This window comes from Prevotella sp. (genome assembly GCF_051059605.1).
GTDB lineage: Bacteria > Bacteroidota > Bacteroidia > Bacteroidales > Bacteroidaceae > Prevotella.
On the sequence record NZ_CP050883.1, the window covers coordinates 2,632,625 to 2,657,966 of the forward strand.

The following is a 25,342-nucleotide window of genomic DNA, read 5'->3' on the forward strand; positions in this document are numbered from 1 at the left end:
TTATATAAATTATATATTTTAATATATAATTTATATAAGGGATTAAATCCCCCGTACTAGAAGTTGAAAATGACCAAAATGACTTTGACCAAAACGACCAAATTAATTAAATATTAATAGCTAAAAATATTTACACTAATGTTTTTATAAATAAATATTCGAGAATCGTATTATGAGTAAATATTTGGGGTAATATATAAAATTTATAAAGCTGCAATTTTTATGGTGCATTGTAGTTTTTCTCTTAAAAGTGTGTGTAGTGAACTCCGTTATTTATCTCGTTTAGATATTAACTTGCACTACTCTACCTTCGGTGAAGATAAGCTGCACTCGGGAAAACAAAATTAAAACACGTTTTTATTTTGCTTTTCCACTCGTTTGCATTACTCTACCTTCGGTGAAGATAAGCTACACTCGGGAAAACAAAATTAAAACACGTTTTATTTTGCTTTTCCACTCGTTTGCATTATCTTTGCACATAATTACGCGCACGCGTTATATTTTTTAAATGGAAATATAAAATAACTATATAACTACAATGGAATACAACTTCAGAGAAATCGAGAAGAAATGGCAAAAATCATGGGTTGATAATAAAACCTATAAAGTTGTTGAGAACAAAGACAAAAAGAAATTTTATGTGCTCAATATGTTTCCTTATCCGTCAGGTGCTGGTTTACATGTTGGACATCCACTAGGCTATATAGCTAGTGATATTTATGCACGCTTCAAGCGTTTACAAGGCTTTAACGTGCTTAACCCAATGGGATATGATGCTTACGGATTGCCTGCTGAACAATATGCTATACAGACAGGTCAGCATCCTGCAATTACAACTGAGACTAACATTAATCACTATCGTGAGCAACTTGATAAAATAGGATTCTCTTTTGACTGGAGCCGTGAGATACGCACTTGTGATTCTAAATATTATCATTGGACACAATGGGCTTTTGAAAAGATGTTTAATAGCTATTTCTGCAAGAATTGTCAGAAAGCTAAACCTATAGAAAACCTTATTGCTTACTTCAAGGAAAACGGAAGTAAGGACCTGAACGTGGCACAAAGTGAAGAATTGATTTTCACTGCCGACGAATGGAACACAATGAACGATAAGGAACAGCAGAAGACACTTATGAACTATCGTATCGCTTATCTTGGCGAAACAATGGTTAATTGGTGCCCTGGACTTGGAACTGTATTGGCAAACGATGAAGTTGTAGACGGAGTGAGCGAAAGAGGCGGATACCCTGTAATACAGAAGAAGATGCAGCAATGGTGTCTGCGTACTTCTGCTTATTCACAAAGACTGCTTGACGGACTTGATACAATTGCATGGACAGACTCAATAAAAGAGACACAGCGCAATTGGATTGGTCGTTCTGAAGGAACAGAAATGCAATTCAAAATTGCTAACAGTGATAAAAAATTTACTATATTCACAACTCGTGCCGATACCATCTTCGGTGTTACATTCATGGTGCTTGCTCCTGAGAGTGAACTTGTGGATGAACTTACAACTCCTGACCATAAGGCAGAAGTAGAGGAGTATCTTGCTTATGTAAAGAAGCGTACGGAACTTGACCGTATGAGCGACAGAAAAGTTACAGGAGTATTCTCTGGAAGTTATGCTGTAAATCCATTTACTGGTGATAATATTCCAATTTGGATAAGCGAATATGTATTGGCTGGATATGGTACAGGTGCCATCATGGCTGTGCCTGCACATGATAGCAGAGACTATGCTTTTGCAAAGCATTTCAACTTGCCTATAATTCCTCTTATTGAAGGTGCTGACGTAAGTGAAGAAAGTTTTGATGCAAAAGATGGTATCGTTATGAACAGTCCAAGCGAAGGTGTTGCCCTAGACGGATTCAACCTAAACGGTAAGACTGTGAAAGAGGCTATTGCCGCAACTAAGGAGTTTGTAACCTCTCATAACCTCGGTAGGGTAAAGGTAAACTATCGTTTGCGTGATGCTACATTCTCTCGTCAACGTTATTGGGGTGAGCCATTCCCTGTATATTACAAGAATGGAATGCCACAGATGATTCCTGAAGAATGTCTGCCACTTGAATTACCAGAAATTGATAAATATGAGCCTACTGAAACTGGTGAACCTCCATTGGGACGCGCAAAGAAATGGGCTTGGGACGAAGCTAACAAGTGTATCGTTGATAAGAGCTTGATAGATAATGAAAAAGTATTTGCTCTTGAACTGAATACGATGCCTGGATTTGCAGGAAGTTCTGCTTATTATCTGCGCTATATGGACCCAGGTAATGATAAAGCCCTTGTTGGTAAAGATGCTGACGAATATTGGCAGAATGTAGATTTGTATGTTGGTGGAACAGAACATGCAACAGGCCATCTTATATACAGTCGTTTCTGGAATAAGTTCCTGTTTGATAATGGAGTAAGCAGTAAGGAAGAACCATTCCAGAAACTTATCAATCAAGGTATGATTCAGGGACGTTCAAACTTTGTTTATCGTATTAATAGCGAGGACCATTCAAAAGCTCCTGTATTTGTAAGTCTTGGACTTAAAGACAAATATGAGACAACTCCTATACATGTAGATGTAAACATCGTTAGTAACGACGTACTCGATACAGATGCGTTCAAGGCATGGCGCCCAGAATACAATAATGCAGAGTTTATACTCGAAGATGGAAAGTATGTATGCGGATGGGCTGTAGAGAAGATGTCAAAGAGCATGTTCAACGTAGTAAATCCAGACAAAATAGTAGAAGTTTATGGAGCAGATACTCTTCGTCTTTACGAAATGTTCCTTGGTCCAGTTGAAGCAAGTAAGCCTTGGGATACCAACGGTATAGATGGTTGCCATAGATTCCTTAAGAAGTTCTGGAACTTGTTCTGGGTAAAGAATGCTGACGAATTGGCTATTAATGATGAAGAGCCTACAGCAGAGAGTTTGAAGAGTGCTCATAAACTGATAAAGAAAGTATCAGAAGATATTGAGAAGTTCAGCTACAACACTGCTATCAGTGCATTCATGATTGCTGTAAACGAATTGGGTCAGCAGAAATGTAAAAATGCAGCTTTATTGAAGAAATTGGTTATCGTTATTGCTCCATTTGCTCCACATATTGCAGAAGAATTGTGGCACACTCTCGGAGAAAAGGGTAGTGTTTGTGATGCAGCATGGCCAAAGTATGAAGAGAAATATCTTGCAGAAAGCGAGATACAGATCACTATCAGTTTTAATGGAAAGGCTCGTTATCAGAAGACTTTTGCCACAGATGCTAGCAATGATGAAATACAAAAAGCAGTTATTGAAGACGAAAGAAGCCTGAAATATCTTGAAGGAAAGAATATAGTTAAAGTTATCATAGTTCCAAAGAAAATAGTTAACATTGTAATTAAATGATAGAGAGACTAAAAATCTGGAATGAGGTCAAGGATTATCTGTTGATAACCATTGGTCTCTTTCTCTACACCTTTGGTTGGACAGTATTTTTGCTGCCTTATCAAATCGTTACCGGTGGAGTTACCGGTGTTGCCGCTATTGTTTTTTATGCCACTAAAATTCCAATTGTTTATACGTATTTTGCTATCAACGTCTGTTTATTGGTTGTGGCGTTGAAGATATTGGGATTTAAGTTCATGGTTAAGACAGTCTACGCAATCCTAATGTTGTCTTGTATGCTGTGGATGGCGCAGAAACTTATGACAAATCCTGATGGAACAATGCATCAAGTGTTAGGACGTGGACAGGATTTTATGTCGCTGATTATCGGCTGTACGTTTACGGGTTCTGCATTGGCGATTGTATTCCTCAACAACGGTTCTACTGGTGGTACGGATATTGTTGCTGCTGTGGTAAACAAATATCATAATATCAGTCTTGGACGTGTGTTGGTGTATGTAGACTTGCTGATTATCGGCAGTACGTATCCTATCTTTCAGGATTGGCGCAAGATTGTGTTCGGTCTCTGTACGATGGTGATTGAAAACTTCGTGCTTGATTATGTGATGAATGCAAGACGAGAGAGTGTGCAGTTTATGATATTTACAAAGAAATATCAAGAAATTGCTAATGCAATAGGTGTTGAAATGGGGCATGGTGTTACAATACTTGACGGTCACGGATGGTACACGGGACAGCAGATGAAAGTGCTGTGTATTTTGGCGAAAAAGCGTGAGAGTACTGAAATATTCAGACTTATCAAGATGATTGACCCTAATGCATTCGTCAGTCAGAGTAGCGTTATTGGTGTCTATGGAGAAGGATTTGATGAGATGAGAGTTAAAGTAAAGACTGATTCATTAGATTCAAAAAAATAACTATCTGTATCATTATGAAAATAGTTTTTGCAACAAACAATAAGAATAAGTTAAGAGAAATAAGAGAGATTCTTGGATCAGATTTCGAGATTGTCTCTCTTAGTGAAATAGGTTGCCACGAAGATATTCCTGAAACAGGGGACACCTTAGAGGAAAATGCTTTGCAGAAGGCTCAGTTTGTATGCGATAAATATCATATTGGTTGCTTTGCTGATGATACTGGTCTAGAGGTTGAAGCTCTTGATGGTCAACCTGGTGTGCACAGTGCAAGATATGCAGAAGGCACTGATCACGATAGTGAAGCTAATATGGCTAAACTATTAGCTAATCTTGAAGACAAAAGTAACCGCACTGCAAGATTCCGTACCATCATTGTATTGTTGCATCCTAATGCACAACCTATATATTTTGAGGGTAGGGTAGACGGAAAAATTGCAACAGAGAAACATGGAACTGAAGGCTTTGGTTATGATCCGATTTTTGTTCCTGAAGGTTATGATAAGAGTTTTGCGGAACTTGGTGAGGAGATAAAAAACACGATAAGCCATCGTGCAAGGGCTGTCGTAAAACTTTCGGAATACCTTAAGGAAAATAAGCAATAGATGAAAAGAATATTATTACTTGCCATAGTCTTTTTTTGTTGCGTAGGCATTATGCAAGCAGCACAGACAGGTAGTTGGAAGGCATATATGGCTTATTCTGACATTCAGGATGTGGAGCAGGGTAGTGGAAACGTGATTTATGTACTTGCAAGTAATAATATTTATTCTTATAATACATCAGACCAGAGCATACAGACTTTTGACAAAACAAATAGTCTTAGCGACTGCAATATCTCTCATATTTCTTATAATAAATATGCCAAAAGACTTGTAATAGTTTATTCTAATCAGAATATCGACCTGATGGACGATAAAGGCGAAGTGATAAATATTAGCGATTATTACAATTCTTCAATAACATTAGACAAGGCTATTAATGATATTTACCAATCTGCTGGATATGCTTATTTAAGTACTGGTTTCGGAATTGTCAAACTTAATGTTGCCAATGCCGAAATCAGTGATACATATAATCTAGGATTTAAAGTAAACTATTCGTATCAGGATTCTGGGTATCTTTATGCAGCAAGTGCCAGCAATGGTATTTATCGTGCCCCAATAACGGCTAATCTGCTTGATAAGAATAACTGGAAACGCTTTGCTGATTATTCAGCAAAGCCATCCGATAACAAGGACAGTCTTGTCGAAAAAGTATCAAAGGCAAATCCTGGTGGTCCTAAGTATAATTACTTTGGATTCATGAGGTTCTATAATGGAAATCTTTATACTTGTGGAGGAGGGTGGAATCCAGATAAGGATCTCATGCGCCCAGGATGTGTTCAGGTGTTGAAAGGTGATGAATGGACTGAATATCAAGATAATCTTCAAAGCATTACTGGGCATTCTTATGTGAATTTGATGTCAATGGATGTTGATCCAAATGATAATTCGCATGTGTTTGCAAGCGGAAGAATAGGTCTTTACGAATTCAAGAGTGGAAAATTCGTAAAGGAATATAATTATACAAATAGTCCTTTACAGGGAGCAGCAACAGTGCAGAATGTAAGTAAAGATTATGTTATCGTTCAGGGTTTGCGATTTGATGATAGCTCCAACCTGTGGCTATTTAATAGTAACAGTGCCACTACATCTCTTTTTGAATTAACGTCAGAAAATAAGTGGAATTCTTTTCATAAGAACGTATTCATGAACGATGGTCGTTCGTTTGATAATATGACTAATCCATTCTTTGATAGTAGGAAACTTCTTTGGTTTGTTGATGATTATTGGGGATATCCTGCTCTAGTGTCGTATAATAAGTCTACAGACAAAGCAAACATTATTCACAACTTTGTTAATCAGGATGGCACGCAACTTACCCTGTATTATGTGAGATGCGCAGCTGAGGATAAAGAAAATAATATATGGATTGGTACTAGTGTAGGACCATTAATGCTAGAGTCTTCTAATGTGACAGATGTGAATCCTGTATTCCAGCAGATCAAGGTTCCACGTAATGATGGTACCAATTATGCTGATTATCTTCTTAGCGGTGTTGATATTACATGCATGGCGGTAGATGGAGGTAATCGCAAATGGTTTGGTACTAATGGTAATGGTGTTTATCTTGTGAGTTCAAACAATATAGAGGAAGTGCATCATTTCACAGAGGATAATAGTAAACTGCTTTCAAACAATATAGAGAGTATTGCTATAAACGGTACAACTGGTGAAGTGTTTTTCGGTACGGATAAGGGTTTGTGCTCTTATATCAGTGATGCAACTGAAGCAGAAAGCAAGATGACAAATCAAAGTGTGTATGCTTATCCTAATCCTGTACGTCCAGATTATACAGGTTTAATAACAGTTACGGGACTTTCATATAATGCCGATGTAAAGATTGTTACCTCTTCAGGAACACTTGTTGCTGAAGGTCGTAGCAATGGAGGACTGTTTACGTGGGATGGTAATGACAAGAATGGTCGTCGTGTCGCTTCAGGTGTTTATATGGTTGAGACTGCGACGCAAGAAGGATCCAAGGGCGTTGTGTGCAAAATAGCAATAGTAAATTAATCATTATCACTTATGATTTGTTCTAGTCTCTGTATCTCTATAAAATCATAAAAATAAAGGATTTATTTTGCGTTTCGTCTTTATTTGCGTAATTTTGTAATTCAGACGAACTTTTAGATATATGGCTAAGGACGAAAAAGGACTTACGCCGATGATGAAACAGTTCTTTTCGCTAAAGGCTAAACATCCTGATGCGCTGATGCTGTTTCGTTGTGGCGATTTCTATGAAACATATTGTGATGATGCTGTCGAGGCAAGTAAAATCCTAGGTATTACGCTTACAAGGCGTAATAACGGTGGTGAAACTGGTTCTGCAGCAATGGCAGGATTCCCTCATCATGCACTGGATACCTATTTGCCGAAACTGATTCGCGCTGGAAAGCGTGTAGCTATTTGCGATCAGCTTGAAGACCCCAAAAAGAAGCGTGAGCAGATAAAGGGCAAGAAGGGACTGAGCGAAATGGACAAGATGGTGAAGCGTGGAATAACAGAACTTGTTACTCCTGGTGTCGCTATGAGTGACAATGTGCTGAACTATAAGGAAAACAACTTTCTTGCCGCTGTGCACTTCGGAAAGGCCTCTTGTGGTGTTAGTTTCTTGGATATATCTACCGGTGAGTTTATCACGGGCGAAGGAACTTATGATTACGTAGAGAAGTTATTAGGCAATTTTATGCCTAAAGAAGTTCTCTATGACCGTAATTATAAGAAAGAATTTGAAAGCTATTTCGGTAATAAGTTTTGTGTTTTTGAACTTGATGATTGGGTATTTACAGAACAAAGTGCCAAACAGAAGCTTCTTAAACATTTCGGAACAAAGAACCTTAAAGGTTTTGGAGTTGAACACTTAAAAAATGGTATTATAGCTAGTGGAGCTATCATGCAGTATCTTGAGATAACCCAGCATACTCACATCAGTCATATTACGTCTCTTTCGAGAATCGAAGAGGAAAAGTATGTAAGACTTGACCGTTTTACAATACGTTCTTTGGAGATTATTGCTCCGATGCAGGATGACGGAAGTTCGTTACTTGCTGTGATAGACCGTACTGTTACTCCAATGGGAGGGCGAATGCTTCGTAGATGGCTTGTGTTTCCACTAAAAGAGGTTCGTTCTATACAGGAACGCCTCGACATTGTGGAGTATTTCTTTAGAGAGCCTGAATTCAGGCAGATTGTTGATGATCAATTGCATCGTGTAGGCGATTTGGAACGTATCATATCAAAGGTTGCAGTAGGACGTGTCTCTCCACGTGAAGTTGTTCAGTTAAAGAACGCTCTTGACGCTATTCCCCCAATAAAAACAGCTTGTCTTTATACCAATAATGATGCGCTTAAACGCATAGGTGAACAGCTGAACCTTTGTGAAAGTATAAAAGAGCGTATTGAAAAAGAGATACAACCAGATCCACCACAGCTTGTAAACAAAGGCGATGTGATAGCCGATGGATATAATGATGAACTTGACGAGTTGCGATCTATAAGTCGAAATGGTAAGGATTATCTTTTGAAGATACAGGAAAAGGAGATTGAGGCCACAGGCATATCAAGTCTGAAAGTGGGATATAATAATGTCTTCGGATATTATCTTGAGGTAAGAAATACCTTTAAGGATAAGGTTCCTGCAGAGTGGATAAGAAAGCAGACACTTGCACAGGCAGAACGATATATTACACAGGAACTGAAAGAATATGAGGAGAAAATTCTGGGAGCTGATGAAAAGATATCGGCTCTTGAGACAAAGCTTTTTAATGAATTGATTGTTGCGATACAGGACTTTATTCCCCAGATACAGATAAACGCCAACTTGCTTGCCCATACCGATTGCCTTCTTAGTTTCGCTAAGATATCAGAGGAAAATCGGTATGTGCGCCCTGTTATTGATGACAGCGAAGTAATAGATATTAAGCAGGGAAGACACCCTGTAATCGAAACGCAATTGCCTTTAGGTGAAAGATATGTACCAAATGATGTGTATCTTGATACTGAAAAGCAACAGATAATGATGATTACCGGTCCGAATATGGCTGGTAAATCGGCTCTGTTGCGTCAAACTGCATTGATAGTACTCTTGTCCCAAGTAGGATGCTTCGTGCCTGCAGAAAGCGCAAGAATAGGCTTAGTTGATAAAATATTCACTAGGGTAGGAGCCAGCGATAATATTTCACTAGGTGAATCTACATTTATGGTTGAGATGACAGAGGCTGCCAATATCCTGAATAATGTTTCTTCTAAAAGTCTTGTCTTGTTTGATGAACTTGGACGAGGAACAAGCACTTATGATGGTATAAGTATAGCTTGGGCTATTGTGGAATATCTGCACGAACATTCAAAAGCTTGTGCACGTACGCTTTTTGCAACTCATTATCATGAGCTTAATGAGATGGAGAAGAATTTTTCTCGCATTAAGAATTATAATGTAAGCGTTAAGGAGGTTGATAACAAGGTTATATTCCTTCGCAAGTTAATGCGTGGGGGCAGTGAACATTCCTTCGGTATTCATGTTGCCGAAATTGCTGGTATGCCACGCTCTATAGTGAAGCGTGCCAATGTGATACTGAAGGAATTAGAAGCTGATAATGCTGGAGTAGGGGGAGCAGCCAAGCCGAATACTGCAAAGATTGCGGAACACTCAGGCGATATGGAACTGAGCTTCTTCCAACTTGATGATCCTGTGTTGACTCAGATTCGTGATGAAATCTTAGGACTTGACGTTAATAACCTCACTCCTGTTGATGCCTTAAACAAACTGAATGATATTAAGAAGATATTAAGAGGTAAGGCATAGATTGCTTATCATATAAGAAAAGTCCATTGACAAACGAGTTATGCTCATTCAGTCAATGGACTTTTTTGTTTGATAATATTTTATTATAGCTTATTTCTTTGATCTGAACATACAATATATGCCCAATATTACGAAAGGTATGCTTAGAATCTGTCCCATGTTTATTAGCATTCCCGACTCAAAATTAACTTGAATATCTTTTGTGTATTCAATGAAGAAGCGGAATGTGAATATAAGAGTGATGCAGAGGCCAAAATAGAAGCCTGTACCGACCTTTTTCTTTGCAACACGATAGAAGTACCATCCGACGAAAAAGAACACCGCATAAGCAATTGCTTCATATAGTTGACCTGGATGACGTGGGTACTTATCTACCTTTTCGAAGATGAAAGCCCATGGTACAGATGTAACTTTACCTATGATTTCACTGTTCATAAGGTTTCCCAACCTTATAAAACATGCTGTGATAGGAGTTGCTATAGCTATGTTATCAAGCACCTGCCACATTTTTACGCCAGTCTTCTTGCAGTATAGCCATAGGGCGATCATCAGTCCAAGTGTTCCACCGTGACTTGCCAGTCCTTCATAACCTGTGAACTTTATGGTACCATCGGTCATGAAGTGTATAGGTAGAAACATCTCAATGAAATGCTGACCTGAAGTAAGGAAATAATCAGGCTGATAGAATATGCAATGACCTAACCTGGCACCAATGAGAATACCAAGGAAACAGTAGATGAAGAGCGGATCAAAGACATTCTTCTCAACCTTCTTTCCGTCTACTGTCGTGGTGATCGTTGTTATGTTTTGGTTGTTGAACAACCATTTCACCATAAAATAGGCTCCGATAAGTCCGGCAAGCCAGCATAGTGAATACCAGCGTAGGCCCCAATTGCCAATTTGAATGGCATATATATCGGGATTCCAGACGATGTAGTTTAATAATTGAACCATAATATCAGCTTATTATATCCTTGTCTTTTCAGACTTTAGATTGTTTATACGTTAAATCTGAAGTGCATGATGTCACCATCCTGAACTTCGTATTCCTTACCTTCGACACCTAGTTTTCCAGCTTCGCGTATGGCAGTTTCTGTGCCATATTTGATATAGTCTTCATATTTGATAACCTCAGCGCGGATAAAACCTTTTTCGAAATCTGTGTGGATAACTCCGGCACACTGTGGGGCCTTCCAACCCTTGTGATATGTCCAAGCCTTTACTTCCATTTCTCCAGCGGTGATGAATGTCTGTAGGTTAAGTAGTTGGTAAGCCTTCTTAATAAGTCGGTTTACACCACTTTCCTTCAATCCTAGTTCTTCAAGAAACATCTGTTTGTCTTCGTATGTTTCAAGAGATGCGATGTCTTCCTCTGTTTTTGCGGCTATAATCATAGCTTCAGCACCTTCATTTACGGCAATTTCCTCAATTTGTTTTGAGTATTCGTTGCCATCTTTAGCACTAGTTTCGTCTACATTACAAACGTAGAGTACTGGCTTTGTGGTTAGAAGAAATAGGTCATGTGCAGCTTGTTGTTCATCTTTGCTTTCAAAAGTAGCCTCACGTGCATTTTTACCCTGTTCAAGGATTGCCTTGTATGTTTCAAGAACAGTGCAAAGAATTTTTGCATCCTTGTTTCCGGCAGCTGCAGCTTTCTGCTGTTTAGCCATTTGTGAGTCTATTGTTTCAAGGTCTTTCAACTGCAACTCTGTATCGATTATTCCTTTGTCTGACAATGGATCTACAGCCATTCCGCCCTCACGAACAATATTGTCGTCGTCAAAGCAACGGATAACATGTATAATGGCATCACATTCGCGGATGTTACCAAGGAATTTGTTGCCAAGGCCTTCACCTTTACTAGCTCCTTTTACAAGTCCGGCTATGTCAACAATTTCACATGTTGCTGGTACGATACGTCCTGGATGAATAATTTCCGCAAGTTTGGTGAGTCGCTCGTCTGGAACGGTGATTACACCAAGATTTGGTTCAATAGTACAGAAAGGAAAGTTTGCTGACTGTGCCTTAGCACTAGACAGACAGTTAAATAAAGTAGACTTACCCACGTTTGGTAAACCTACAATACCACATTTTAATGCCATATTCTTTAAACGTTTAAATGAGCCAATCTTCCCTTCGATCGGCTATTACTTTTTATTTGTTTGCAAAATTACACAAAATATCATAAAGGTAAAAGTAAAAAGGGATTTTTAAGGATAAAAAGGGAAAATAAGTAATAAAACATTCTTATCGCATGGTTGTGGATGTGGAAACACATCTTGACTACATGTATTTTGTTTATTTCATAATCGGATATCGTTGTTCATATAGCTATCTAATGAATCATTATGTTCTATCATAATCAATAAAAAAATATTTTTTTGATTTTTTCAATGCCGTTTCCTACATGATTTTGCGAAACGCATTGTCATACAATGTGTTAGCTAATGTAGAAGAGTCTGTTCTTATACATTTTATTGAGTGATTAGGCCCTAATCACTCTGTTGTCCTACATGCTTTATTGAGTGATTAGGCCCTAATCACTTAAAGGCGTAACGAAAAAGGTGATTCTATTTTTGATGTGCTTTGTATATTTTGGCGATAATAGAAATTGATTATCATTATAGTTTCTGCAATATTTTACTGACTAGGTTGATATATAGAAATGTTTTATGAATCAGTTTCGTTTAAAATTTTTATTCATAAATAGAAATGAAATCCTTATTTTTATAATACCTATGAATGACTTCACTGTGATTTGCTTTACTGCTCAGGGCATGGAGTATTGGGCAACAATAATGCGTCTTTAGTCTTGCGATATGATTAAAATCCTTCGTTTTAGGTACAAATACGTGTTTATAGTGTAGGAACCATGTAGGAAATATGTAGGATAAGGCACTCATATACATTAGGTAAGCTTCTAATTAATAGTTATTTAAGTCAAAAATGTATATAGTGTAGGTTGTTTTTCTTTTTTTTCTGGATTCTTTGTAAATTTATGGTGTGGGATCCTCCATAAATGGCTTTGTGTCTAGGTAGTTTCTACATTTGTATAGCATGCATTTACAAGTTAGTAATGTTAAATACTTTTTCTTGAAAACCTTACTAGGGGGGGATGACATGTTCCTGCCACAACTTTAGGTTGTGGTAGGTTGTAAGATCTTGGTTGTCCAAAAACTATATGAAGCTAATCATAATTGTTGCTTGATACAGTTTAATTCACACCATCACTTGTTTTGTTATCTTTTAGCATATTCATATTTGGAATATTCTTATTCTGTCTAACTTGCTTCATACTTATTAATATCACTTTTTCATTCAGTTTTAACTTTTTGTCATGAATTATACTTTCTATATCCATGTCAATTTTGCCTTTAGTTAGAAATGTATTAAATAACTTCATAAACTTCTTAGTCTTCAAAGATTTATATATATTTAATGCCATTAGTGGATTAGCTTTAATCATGTCAACAGAATCTTTGCTAAGATGAAAATTTTTCTCTTGTGGAGTTAAATCAGCTGTGATATCATGTTTCCCGGCAAATTCTTTTATCGCCATCTCTATTTGCTCTTTGGCTTCTTTTATTTCTGGTGAAATGGAGTCTGTCTTCGTCAGTGAAGCAGATTCTCGAATTTTTTGAAAAGCATTAACTTCTTTTTCATTTAGAATCTCTAAATCAGCAATAACTGATTTATCAAAAGAATTCTTTTCTTTTGAAGTTAGTTTTGATGAACACCCACAAGTAAATGCGGATAACATACATGTACATACGAGTACAATAGTGGTAAATAAATGATTTTTCATGGAAATGTTTATCTATTAATTATAATGTATTAAGCAGAATGTTTGATATACAATAGCACAAAGTCCTAGTGTTAAAGATACATAGTCTTTTTTGCTTTCTTTTTTTATGATAGTGAATATAATAAAGGAAATTATAATTAAAAATGAGATGGTTGTTAACCATACGCTTTTACAAATGGTTTGTGTAAAATATATTAGTACAAAGTAATAGACCAAAAATAGAGGATTTATAGTTTTTTTATTCATGATAATTTAATGAATTGTTATATATTTAATATCGTAATATGTTAACAAGGATTGTTTGTGTGGCACAATTTATAACTTGTTCAAGTGGTATTATATTGCAAAATTATAAAAAATATAATTTAGTATTCTTATTTTATGTACCACAAAATTTACGTAGTGTAACAAAACAAGGTTATGAAACAGATAATGCAAGCAAAACAGACGAAACATACGATTGAAATAATTGATATTCGTATGTTTCGTCTGTCTTCTCAATATGTTTGTTGGGGCGTTATATTAATGCGCCTCAAGCCAGTTCTTTCCCCATCCTGCATCGGCGATAAGTGGAACGTTGAGGTTGTATGCTCCCTGCATTTCTTCTAAAACTATTTTCTCAACAATCTCTTTTTCGTCAGGATATACAGAGAAGTTAAGTTCATCGTGGACCTGAAGTATCATTTTGCTTCGTATGTTCTCTTTCTTGAAACGCTGCCAAATGTGAATCATCGCAATTTTTATTATATCAGCTTCGCTGCCCTGAATAGGAGCGTTGATGGCATTGCGTTCTGCAAATCCTCTTACGGTGCCATTTTTAGAATTGATATCCGGCAGATATCTGCGACGGCCAAAGATAGTTTCTGCATAACCTTTTGCACGGGCTACTTCTTTTGCTTTCTCCATATATTCTTTAACCATTGGGAAAGTCTTGAAATAACCATCAATGAGTTCTCGTGCCTCATGATTGTCAATATTCATGCGTTGAGCTAAACCGTAAGTTGTTATGCCATATATGATACCGAAATTGGCTTGCTTTGCTTTCTTTCGTTCTTCTGGTGATACCTCATTTACGTCTTTGTGCCAAATCTTTGCGGCTGTGGCTGCATGTATGTCAAAGCCCTCTCGAAAAGCCTCTGTCATATTTTTGTCTTTACTCAAATGTGCCATTATTCGCAACTCAATCTGAGAATAGTCAGCAGAAAAGAACAAACATCCTGGTTCTGGAATAAAGCATTTGCGTATTTCTTTTCCATCTTCACTCCTTACAGGTATATTCTGCAAGTTTGGATCACTTGACGATAGGCGACCTGTAGCTGTAAGTGCCTGATTGAAAGAAGTATGAATGTGTCCAGTACGCTTGTTAATAAGCTTTGGTAGTGCATCAATGTATGTACCGAGAAGTTTTTTTAATCCACGGTAGTTAAGAATGTCTTCTATAATGGGGCTTTTACCTTTCAGTGATTGTAGCACTTCTTCGCTAGTCACGTATTGTCCGGTCTTTGTCTTTTTTGGTTTCTCCAATATGTGCATTTTGCCAAAGAGAATGTCACCAACTTGTTTTGGACTTGATATATTGAATGTTTCGCCAGCTTCTTTGTATATCGTTTGTTCCAATTGGTTCATGCGTTCTGTGAAAAGACCTGATGTTTCCTTTAATGCCTCTGTGTCAAGACATACACCGTTGAGTTCCATATCAGCAAGAACGCGTATAAGAGGCATTTCTATATTCCAAAATAAATCCTTAACATTGTTCTCTTTTAGTTTGGGTTCAAGTACATTTCTGAGTTGCAACGTAATGTCGGCATCTTCGGCAGCATATTCATAGACATCTTTTGGATCTAGGTCGCGCATTGACTTTTGATTTTTGCCTTTCTCGCCGATTAGTTCCTCGATATGTATTGTTTTATAACCAAGAAGTGTTTCTGCCATGAAATCCATGTTATGATGAATTTCTGGTTGGATGACATAGTGGGCAAGCATCGTGTCGAAAATTTTACCTTGAAGAGTTACTCCATATTTTCTAAGAACTTCATAATCGTACTTTATATTTTGACCGATTTTCAGAATATTCTTGTCTTCATAAGCTGATTTAAATATATTAACATATTCCAACGCTTCTTTACGATTTGATGGAATAGCAACATAAAATGCCTTTTTTTCTTCAACAGAAAAGCATAAGCCAACCAATTCTGCGTCTATTGTGTTGGTTGATGTTGTTTCTGTATCTAGACTTAATATATCTTTTGTCCTAAAAAACTCACAAAGCTTTTTGGCATCATCTTGATTATCAATAAGTTTATATTCGTGAGCTATCGTTTTAAGGCTTTCAAAATTTTGATTTTCATAAGTTTCTTTACTCTCGCTCGGATTTTCTGCGAACAAATCTAACTCTTGATTAACAGAAATTGGCTTTTGTTCATTCTTGTTTAGAATTTTGTTTGCGAGAGACTTAAATTCTAGTTCATTGAAAATTGAGCGCAATTTTTCTTCATCTGGATTTTGAAGTTTTAATTCTTCAAGATTTAATTCTGTTGGCACATCAATTTTTATTGTCGCAAGGAATTTAGACATTTTAATATCTTCTATTGCGCTTTCTACTTTTTCGCGCATTTTTCCTTTAAGTCGATCTGTATGTGCAATGAGTTCTTCTGTTGATCCAAATTCATTGATAAGTTTAGCAGCTGTTTTTTCCCCAACTCCAGGACAACCTGGAAAATTATCTGCAGAGTCACCCATTAATGCAAGTAAATCAATTACTTGGTGTGGAGTAGCGATACCATATTTCTCTTGAACTTCCTTCTCGCCAATTATATCATATCCTCCACCATGTCTTGGGCGATACATGAAAACATTGCTTCGGATTAGTTGTCCGTAGTCTTTATCAGGTGTTAGCATGTAGGTTTCAACACCAGCTTTTCCAGATTTTAAAGCAAGTGTTCCAATCACGTCGTCGGCTTCATATCCGTCTACCTGTAGAATAGGGATGTTGAAGGCACTAAGAATATCTTTTATAATAGGAACACTGCGTATTATGTCTTCTGGAGTTTCCTCACGTTGTGCCTTATATAGTGGAAATGCTTCGTGACGAAATGTTTTTCCATGATCGAAAGCAACACCTAAATAGGTAGGGTTTTCTTTAGTTATTATCTCGTTTAGCGTATTTACAAAACCAAGAATTGCTGACGTGTTAAGTCCCTTCGAATTTATTCTTGGATTACGTATAAGTGCATAGTATGACCTGAATATTAGCGCGTAAGCGTCTAAAAGAAATAATTTTTCCATAATTATGATATATTTGGCGTAAAATTACTAAAAAATTGTCAGTAATCCCGTAAAAATGAGTATTTTTGTATCAAATTACGGAAAGATGGATTATTTATCTCTTATCAAACAGCCTATTGTAGAAGAACTTAACGATTTTATAGAATTCTTTAATAAGTCGTTGGATCACGATAATGGACTACTTTCTCAGGCTCTTGATCATATCAAGCAGCGTGCAGGTAAGCGTATGCGTCCAATGCTGATATTGCTTATTGCCAAGAACTTCGGTAAAGTATCAGATACCACGCTTCATGCTGCAGTCGGTCTTGAATTACTTCATACAGCAAGTCTTGTTCATGATGATGTTGTTGATGAAAGTGCTGAAAGGAGAGGGCAGAAGAGTGTCAATGCCCTTTACGATAATAAAGTTTCTGTGCTTGTTGGCGATTTTATTCTTTCTACAGCTTTACTTAATGTATCTTATACTCATTCTGAAATTATTGTAAGATATCTTGCAGAATTAGGTCGTACTCTTTCTGACGGTGAGATATTGCAGTTGAGTAATATACAGAATGAAGATATTTCAGAAGAAGCTTATTATGAGATAATTAAAGGGAAGACTGCTGCTCTTTTCGAGGCTTGTGCAGCTATAGGAGCCGAGAGCGTAGGAGCTTCACAAGAGGATGTGCTTGCTGCAAAGAAGTTTGGCCAGAATATTGGTATTATCTTCCAGATTAGGGATGATATATTTGATTATTATAACTCTGATGAGATTGGTAAACCAACAGGAAATGATATGATTGATGGTAAGCTGACCTTGCCAGCTATTTATGCATTGAACTCAACTAAAAATGAGGAAATGATAGCAATAGCACGTAAGATTAAGGCCCATCAAATAAGCTCAGACGAAATAGCACGATTGGTTGAATTTACCAAGCAGAACGGTGGCATTGATTATGCAGAGAAACGCATGTGGGATTTTCATTCGGAGTGTATGAATTTCCTTGAAAGTAAAGTTGCTAATGAGGATATAAGAAAGTCATTGACAGCTTATATTGATTATGTCATTAAAAGAAATTTATAAATAAAAAAGCCTCTCAATTGAGAGGCTTCTTCATTTTATCTAGAAGAAATTTACTTCTTTTCCTGTGACTTCGCTTATAAGTAGATTTGTGAGACGGCTTGTTCCCATGCGGAACCATTTATTTGTAAGCCATTGCTCGCCTAGAACTTCTTTTACTATTGTATAATAGGTTATCGCATCCATTACGGTGTTTATGCCACCAGCAGGCTTAAGACCTATTTGGATTCCAGTTTCATTGTAGTACTCTTTTATAGCCTGACACATTACATAGGCAGCTTCAGGCGTAGCGCTTATCTTTTCTTTGCCTGTAGATGTCTTAATATAGTCGGCACCAGCATACATCGATAGGATAGAGGCAATCTTTATATTGCTGCAATTCTTAAGGTCGCCTGTTTCAAGTATCACCTTCATTGGAACATCACCGCAGGCTTGTTTCATTTCGCTGATATCGTCGCAAACGCTTTCGTAATCACCACTTAGGAACTTTCCTACAGGCATGACGATGTCTATTTCTGTTGCTCCGTCAACGATCGCAAGTTGGGTTTCTGCAATCTTAACTTCCATTCTACTCTGTGATGAAGGGAAGTTGCCACATACGTTGGTTATTTCCACACCGTCAATTTCAAGTGAATTACTTACTAATTCAGTGAAAGCAGGGAATACACATATTGTTGCAACATGAGGAAGATTTGGATATTCACTCTCAAATCTGTTTACAGACTCTGTAAGAGCTAGAATCTCCTCTTCTGTATCTGTCGTGTGGAGCGATGTTAGTTCCACGCTTCCCAGAAGGAATTTCTTAATATCAAGAGTGTCGTTTTGAGGTACTTTTTCTTCAATTATCTTCTTTACGGCAGCTTTTACTTCAGCGTCGTCAATATTTGTATTATACTTACTAAGAGCTTCTTCGTATTTGCTCTGATCTTTCTTGACATTTAGACTGTTCTTGTCAAGGTTTGATGTAACTTCTGTCATAACGTTGTCTTTTAATATTTATAACTATTTTATAATCAATGTTTTATGCTTTTAGTTTCGGATTATTGAGATGTCTTGTGGCGTCTCTTTTGGTTTTCTTCTCGAAACTCTTTTGCAGTTCTTCCGTAATGTCAGTTCCTGTTTGGTTAGCTAGGCATATAAGTACCCACATAATGTCGGCAATCTCTTCTCCGATGTTTGCTTTTTCGCCTTCCTTAAAACTCTGATCACCGTATTTCCTAGCTATAACTCTAGCTAGTTCTCCAACTTCTTCGGTGAGGCAAGCCATATTAGTAAGTTCGCTGAAATACCTAACTCCATATGTTTTTATCCACTGATCTACAGTTTCTTGTGCTTCTTTTATTGTCATATTTATCTACGGTTATTCTTTATTATGAGTGTCAATAAATATTGTTACAGGGCCATCATTTAATAATTCAACCTTCATGTCAGCGCCGAATTCACCAGTGCCGACTTGTCTACCTAATGCTATGGATAGCTTTTGGCAGAATTCCTTGTAGAGTGGGATAGAGATGTCGTGACGAGCGGCTCTAAGCCATGATGGGCGGTTGCCTTTCTTATAGCTAGCAAATAGCGTAAACTGGCTTATCACCAAGATGTCTCCTGCAACGTCTATTATAGAGCGATTCATAACCCCATTCTCATCATTAAACACCCTAAGTCGTATAACCTTTTTAACCAGCCAGTCAACGTCTTCAGAGGAATCAGTTTCCTCTATTCCACATAGTATCATGTACCCTGTCTTTATAGCTGATTTCGTGTTGCCTTCTATTGTTACTGATGCATGGCTAACACGTTGAATAATGATTCTCATGTTGCAAAGATACTTTTAATTTTCTATTCTACCAAATTATTGTTTAGTATCGGATATTTAGTTATCTTTTTAAACAAATAATTTTAGCTATATTTTCTAGTATATTCCAAATCTGTCTTGTTAAGTGGTTGTATTTCAACGACTTGTGGTTTATAGTCTGATATAAGTGATACCTCTTTAGATGAGTTTGTAGTCACTAACTATCAATTTGCGCTTGTTTATTGAAGTGATCTTGTAATATTTTTGTTTTTGCTTTTCCAAGTACTTCTTCGATTGCCTCTGCGTTGCTTTCCTTTATAGCTTTTACGGTCTTGAAACGCTTTAAAAGAGCCTCTTTTGCTTTTGGGCCGATGCCTTTAATGTCGTCTAGTTCGCTGTGCAGAGCGTGCTTAGAACGCTTGTCACGATGAAAGGTAATTGCGTATCTGTGTACTTCATCTTGTATCTGTGTAAGCAATTTAAATAGTTCGCTTTTTACGTCTATTCCTATTGTTTGTGGTGGGTATCCGAATAATAATTCGTTAGTTCGGTGGCGATCGTCTTTGGCTAGTCCGGCGATAGGTATATTCAGATGTAATTGGTCTACTATAACCTCTCTGACTACATCCATTTGACCTTTTCCACCATCGGTTATAATAAGGTCTGGCAGGGTTATTTTTTCTTCTATCATCCTGCTGTATCTGCGTCTTACGACCTCTTGCATAGAAGCATAATCGTCTGGTCCAATAACCGTTTTTATATTATATTTTCTATAGTCTTTTCTTGAAGGTTTCATACCTTTGTAGACGATACATCCTGCAACGGCATCAGTTCCTGAGATATTTGAATTATCAAAACATTCAATCTGATAGGGTAGTTTCTCCAGTTTAAGTTTATTCTGCAGTTCTTTCATCAGTCGTGTCTGCTTCTGCTCTGGATTAAGTTTTTCAGCTTGTTTCAGTCTATCAAACTTGTATTGCTTTCCATTCATTTCAGATAATTCTAGCAGATGCTTCTTATCTCCACGTTGAGGAACAAAGAATTCTGCATCTTTTATCTTCCATTCCATTTCAAACGGGACAATTATCTCTTTTGCCTTACTCTTAAATCTCTCCCTGATGTCAGGGATGGCAGTTATAAGTAGTTCCTCGTCTGTTTCATCAAGTTTTCGCTTATATTCATATGTGAAGCTTTGATTTATTGTTCCGTTCTTTACATGTATATAGTTAATATAAGCATTTTTGCGATCTTCATTGTCTACAATTGTAAATACGTCCACGTTATCTATAGTGTAGCTAACAACCTCACTTTTAGCAACAAATTCATTAAGAAGATTGAGCTTCTTCTTTAAATCATCTGCAATCTCGAATTTCAACAGCTCGGCATTCTTCATCATAAGGTCGTATAGTTTTTTTCCCACAGCTCTTGTGTTGCCTTTTAGAATTTCACGAGCTTGGTTCATGTTCTCTTGATATTCTTCGTAGCTTTGCTTGTTGACACATGGAGCCTTGCAGTTATGGATGTGATATTCCAGGCAAGGGCGATATTTGCCAAGATCAATTCCTTCACGAGTAATAGGTTGTCTACATGTACGAGGTTTATATAATCTTTTTATTATGTCAAGTACTGCGTACATACTTGATATGTGTGGATATGGTCCGTAAAACGTTCCAAAGCGCTTATTTATAGTTCTTGTTTTGAAAATGCGAGGAAAATATTCATTGGTGACGCAAATACTCGGATACGTCTTGCCATCTTTAAGCAGGACATTGTATCTAGGATTATATTTTTTTATAAGACTGTTTTCAAGTAATAGGGCGTCTTCTTCTGTATTTACCACAGTATAACTTATGTCTCTTATCTTAGAAACAAGCACTTTGGTCTTAAAACGGTCAACTTCTTTGTGGAAATAAGACGAAACACGTCTTTTTAGGGACTTTGCCTTACCTACATATATTATAGTATGGTTCTCGTCATAGAACTGATAGCTTCCTGGCTTCTCTGGCATGTTCAATACTATACCTTTAAGATAAGCTAATCTTTGATCGTTTTCTTCTTTGTTCATATTCTGAATCCCGTTAGTTTAAAGGCGTTTTGAAAGTTTTTGTTTCACGTGAAACTGATTACAGAAGTAGGCTTGAGAAGAAATTAAAACTAAAGCAAGAAGGTGGGCGATGTTCTTCTCTTCCATCTTCTTGCTGATAGTTTTAAAACTTCAGTAGTGATGTTATTTCAATATCTTCATCAAATAGTTCGCGACATTTTGGGAATTCGCTATTTAATTCTATAATGAAATTGCAATAAATCTTCTTTGGGTGGAATTTCTTAACCAGATTGCATGCTGCAAGCATAGTTCCTCCAGTAGCAAGCAAATCATCGTGCAGAAGTATTATATCGTTTTCGTTTATGGCATCTTCATGGATTTCTATAGTGTCAATACCATATTCTTTTTTATAACTTTCTTGAACTGTCTTGCATGGAAGTTTGCCTGGTTTTCTGCAAAGCACGATACCTGCGCCAAGTTTTACAGCTACGGCAGATGACATTACAAATCCACGACTTTCTATGCCTACAATTTTGGTAATTCCTTTATTTGCATAAAAGTCACACATTTCATCGGCGATTTCTTTTAGAGCTTCTGGGCTCTTAAAAAGGGTAGTGATGTCGCGGAAGTTTACACCATCGATTGGCCAATCTGGTATACAGCGCAGATTGTCTAATAGCAGTTGATTATTCATTTTATTTTATATAGTTGTTTATTATATTTTGTTTCGATTTCATCGAAGTATTACGTTTTACTTTAATGTTTAAAGTGCACAATATTAACGCTTTATCGTTTGGTTGGTTTCACGTGAAACATGAACGCTTCGCGGGCTGCGTTCCACGTTCTGAAGGACTCCGCGTTATCTTCCGAGAAGCACCAAAAGTACGTTTATGTCACTAGGCGAAACTCCTGGGATTCTGCTTGCTTGTGCTAGCGTCTCTGGTTCGATTCTTTCAAGCTTTTGACGGCCTTCTGTAGAAATCTCATGGAGTTCGCTATATTTGAAGTGTCCCTTGATTTTTATATTTTCAAGACGGTGCATTTTGTCAGCAACGATTTTCTCTCTTTCGATATAACCTTGATACTTCATTTTAATTTCAGCAGCCTCTACTATTTCTTCTTTTCTGTTTTCTGTCGCATTTATCGCTTCTTTAAGTGATGGAATGATTTCAGAAAGATTACTTAGAGAAAGGTGTGGACGCGCAATGAGATCTATCAGTTTGCAGCCGGCACGTAATGGAGTAGTATCAAGAGCTTCAAGCTTAAAATTTATTTCCTGCGCTTTTATCGGAGTTTCCTTGCAGAAATTAATCAGTTTGTTTACGGCTTCTTTCTTTTCTAGCCACCAATCATATCTGTCGCGCTTGGCAATGCCTAATTCAAATGCTTTTTCAGTTAGTCTGGCATCGGCGTCGTCTTGTCTCAATAGTATACGATATTCTGCTCTTGAAGTGAACATTCTATACGGTTCATCTACCCCCTTTGTTGTAAGATCGTCTATAAGCACACCAATGTAACTTTCGTCACGTTGCATGATGAGTGGTTCTCCGCCTACGCATCTTATAGCCGCATTTATTCCGGCAACAGTTCCCTGTCCACCTGCTTCTTCATATCCGGTAGTTCCGTTTACTTGTCCGGCGAAAAACAATCCAGGGACTTTTTTTGATTCAAGAGTGTGTTTCAGTTGCGTTGGATCAAAGTAATCATATTCTATCGCATAACCAGGTCGGTAAATCTTTACGTCTCTGAAAGCATGAATTTTGTGGATTGCGTTAAGTTGTACATCCATAGGCATGCTTGACGAAAAACCATTTAGATACATTTCGTTAGTATCTTCTCCTTCTGGTTCCAAGAACAAAGGGTGTTGTTCCTTATCTGGAAATGTGACTAGTTTTGTTTCAATCGAAGGACAGTAACGTGGGCCAGTACTTTGTATCTGCCCGTTGAAGAGAGGAGAGTCTGCGAGTCCTTTTTCCAATGTCTCGTGTACCTCCTTGTTAGTATATGTAGTCCAGCAAGGCAACTGTTTCAGTAGGCGATGTTCTCCAAAATAACTGAATTGGTGAAAATCGACGTCGCCTTTCTGCTCCTCCATATCTTCAAAATGTACACTGCGTTTATCTATTCTCACTGGTGTACCCGTTTTCATCCTTGCTGATGTAATACCGAGTCTGTTGATACTTTCGGTGAAATTATGCACGGCTGGTTCGGCGCATCTTCCGCCTTCAACCATTTTTCTTCCTACGTGCATCAATCCATTAAGGAACGTGCCTGCGGTAACGATTACGCTCTTGGCTCTGAATTCCACACCCCAGATCGTACTTACACCAACAGCTTCGCCGTTTTCAACTAAAAGTTCATCTGCTTGATCTTGCCAGATATCAAGATTAGGTGTGTTGTCAAGAACAGTGCGCCATTCCCATATAAACTTGCCACGATCACATTGTGCTCGAGGGCTCCAAACGGCAGGTCCCTTGCCAATGTTTATCATGCGGAATTGTATGGCAGTCTTGTCTGTCACTCTGCCCATTTGACCTCCAAGTGCGTCAATCTCACGTACGATCTGTCCTTTCGCAATTCCGCCAACAGCGGGGTTGCAACTCATCTGACCAATCTTATTCATATCCATTGTTATCAGGCACGTCTTCGCACCCATGTTAGCTGAGGCAGCAGCCGCTTCACAGCCTGCATGACCGCCGCCGATAACAATAACGTCGTATTTAAAAAGCATTATTAGTATATACTTATATTTTTCGCAAAAGTAAGAAATAAAATTGGATTTTTTATAAAATAGCTTTGAATTATCACTAAAATATAGTATTTTTGCAATCTGTTATGAGGATAAATATGCCTACTAATAGGTATTCGTATTGTCAACTTTTATAACGTGCAATAAATTAGTGTAAATTAAATTGAATATAATTTCTAACAGTTAAATATTTAAAAATCAATCATTTATGTGGTTAATCAATTCATCTATTGGTAGAAAATTGGTAATGTCAATAACAGGCGTTGCCCTTATTCTATTTATGACGTTCCACTGTTGTATGAACGTTGCGGCCATTTTCTCAGGAAAGGCTTATAACACAATTTGTGAGTTGCTTGGAGCCAATTGGTATGCAGTAGTTGCAACAATTGGATTAGCAGCACTTGCAGTTTGTCACATCGTTTATGCTTTCATTCTTACTGCACAGAACCGTAGCGCACGCGGTAGCGAGCGTTACGCAGTGACAGCAAAACCTGAAAAGGTAGAGTGGGCTAGTCAGAACATGCTTGTACTCGGACTTATTGTAGTTTTGGGTATAGGTCTTCACTTGTTTAACTTCTGGTACAAGATGATGTTTGCAGAGCTTGCCGGCATGCAGACAGCACTAGCTCCGTCAGACGGTTTTGGTCTTATCAAAGCAACATTCAGTAATCCTGTATATGTTGTTCTTTATCTCATCTGGCTTGTAGCTATTTGGTTCCACCTTTCACATGGTTTCTGGAGTGCTATGCAGACACTTGGTGTTAGTGGTAAGGTGTGGTTCAATCGTTGGAAAGCAATAGGTATCGTTTACGTAACAGTACTCATGCTTGCTTTTGTTGCCGTAGTGCTTGCGTTCTACTTTGGTCTTGCACCTAGTCTTTGCGCTGCAGCATAAT

17 protein-coding genes are annotated in these 25,342 nt (G+C 37.5%); 7 read left to right on the top strand and 10 right to left on the bottom strand.

All coding sequences use genetic code 11. The annotated features are described in order from the left end of the window. Positions 1-538: 538 nt before the first annotated feature. The 5 genes from leuS to mutS all read left to right on the top strand — a co-directional run bounded on the left by leuS (position 539) and on the right by mutS (position 9,711). Positions 539-3,391, top strand: a complete 2,853-nt coding sequence (gene leuS / locus HEQ28_RS10390; RefSeq protein ID WP_434502162.1) for a leucine--tRNA ligase — start codon at positions 539-541, stop codon at positions 3,389-3,391. Beyond that, a complete protein-coding gene (locus HEQ28_RS10395; protein ID WP_434502164.1) occupies positions 3,388-4,308 on the top strand; it encodes a YitT family protein in 921 nt (306 codons plus the stop codon). The genes leuS and HEQ28_RS10395 overlap by 4 nt, the downstream gene beginning before the upstream one ends. 14 nt (positions 4,309-4,322) lie before the next feature. Continuing rightward, positions 4,323-4,910, top strand: a complete 588-nt coding sequence (locus HEQ28_RS10400) for a non-canonical purine NTP diphosphatase (RefSeq protein ID WP_434502166.1) — start codon at positions 4,323-4,325, stop codon at positions 4,908-4,910. Next, entirely contained in the window at positions 4,911-6,923 is a 2,013-nt protein-coding gene (locus tag HEQ28_RS10405; protein WP_434502168.1) for a type IX secretion system anionic LPS delivery protein PorZ, read from the top strand. It begins immediately after the preceding gene. Positions 6,924-7,044: 121 nt separating this feature from the next. Beyond that, on the top strand, positions 7,045-9,711 hold the full coding sequence (gene mutS / locus HEQ28_RS10410; RefSeq protein WP_434502170.1) for a DNA mismatch repair protein MutS: 2,667 nt from the start codon (positions 7,045-7,047) through the stop codon (positions 9,709-9,711). A 90-nt stretch (positions 9,712-9,801) separates the two neighbouring features. Here mutS and lgt read toward each other — a convergent pair whose 3' ends face one another. The 4 genes from lgt to polA form a co-directional block, all read right to left on the bottom strand. Then, the gene (gene lgt / locus HEQ28_RS10415) at positions 9,802-10,665 is read right to left on the bottom strand and encodes a prolipoprotein diacylglyceryl transferase (RefSeq protein ID WP_434502172.1); all 864 of its coding nucleotides are present in this window, start codon (positions 10,663-10,665) and stop codon (positions 9,802-9,804) included. A gap of 44 nt (positions 10,666-10,709) precedes the next feature. Continuing rightward, positions 10,710-11,813, bottom strand: a complete 1,104-nt coding sequence (ychF, locus tag HEQ28_RS10420; protein WP_434502174.1) for a redox-regulated ATPase YchF — start codon at positions 11,811-11,813, stop codon at positions 10,710-10,712. 1,112 nt (positions 11,814-12,925) lie between these two features. Beyond that, positions 12,926-13,516: a hypothetical protein gene (locus HEQ28_RS10425; protein WP_434502176.1), complete on the bottom strand. Its 591-nt coding sequence runs from the start codon at positions 13,514-13,516 to the stop codon at positions 12,926-12,928. 522 nt (positions 13,517-14,038) lie between these two features. After that, positions 14,039-16,801: a DNA polymerase I gene (gene polA, locus HEQ28_RS10430; RefSeq protein ID WP_434502177.1), complete on the bottom strand. Its 2,763-nt coding sequence runs from the start codon at positions 16,799-16,801 to the stop codon at positions 14,039-14,041. 85 nt (positions 16,802-16,886) lie between these two features. Here polA and HEQ28_RS10435 point away from each other — a divergent pair, with 85 nt between their 5' ends. Then, entirely contained in the window at positions 16,887-17,864 is a 978-nt protein-coding gene (locus HEQ28_RS10435; protein ID WP_434504457.1) for a polyprenyl synthetase family protein, read from the top strand. A gap of 39 nt (positions 17,865-17,903) precedes the next feature. Here HEQ28_RS10435 and deoC read toward each other — a convergent pair whose 3' ends face one another. The 6 genes from deoC to mnmG form a co-directional block, all read right to left on the bottom strand. After that, the gene (gene deoC, locus HEQ28_RS10440) at positions 17,904-18,839 is read right to left on the bottom strand and encodes a deoxyribose-phosphate aldolase (RefSeq protein ID WP_434502179.1); all 936 of its coding nucleotides are present in this window, start codon (positions 18,837-18,839) and stop codon (positions 17,904-17,906) included. 43 nt (positions 18,840-18,882) lie between these two features. Further along, positions 18,883-19,209 carry a nucleotide pyrophosphohydrolase gene (locus HEQ28_RS10445; protein WP_434502180.1) on the bottom strand — a complete coding sequence of 109 codons (327 nt, stop codon included), beginning with the start codon at positions 19,207-19,209 and terminating at the stop codon, positions 18,883-18,885. A 12-nt stretch (positions 19,210-19,221) separates the two neighbouring features. Next, positions 19,222-19,674, bottom strand: a complete 453-nt coding sequence (gene dtd / locus HEQ28_RS10450) for a D-aminoacyl-tRNA deacylase (RefSeq protein WP_434502182.1) — start codon at positions 19,672-19,674, stop codon at positions 19,222-19,224. Positions 19,675-19,870: 196 nt separating this feature from the next. Next, entirely contained in the window at positions 19,871-21,718 is a 1,848-nt protein-coding gene (gene uvrC, locus HEQ28_RS10455; RefSeq protein WP_434502184.1) for an excinuclease ABC subunit UvrC, read from the bottom strand. Between the two features lie 142 nt (positions 21,719-21,860). Beyond that, complete coding sequence (locus tag HEQ28_RS10460; RefSeq protein WP_434502186.1) at positions 21,861-22,391, bottom strand: adenine phosphoribosyltransferase; 531 nt, start codon at positions 22,389-22,391, stop codon at positions 21,861-21,863. A gap of 165 nt (positions 22,392-22,556) precedes the next feature. After that, positions 22,557-24,428 carry a tRNA uridine-5-carboxymethylaminomethyl(34) synthesis enzyme MnmG gene (gene mnmG / locus HEQ28_RS10465; protein ID WP_434502188.1) on the bottom strand — a complete coding sequence of 624 codons (1,872 nt, stop codon included), beginning with the start codon at positions 24,426-24,428 and terminating at the stop codon, positions 22,557-22,559. A gap of 226 nt (positions 24,429-24,654) precedes the next feature. Here mnmG and HEQ28_RS10470 point away from each other — a divergent pair, with 226 nt between their 5' ends. Beyond that, positions 24,655-25,341, top strand: a complete 687-nt coding sequence (locus HEQ28_RS10470; RefSeq protein ID WP_434502190.1) for a succinate dehydrogenase/fumarate reductase cytochrome b subunit — start codon at positions 24,655-24,657, stop codon at positions 25,339-25,341. The last annotated feature ends 1 nt before the right edge of the window (position 25,342 follow it).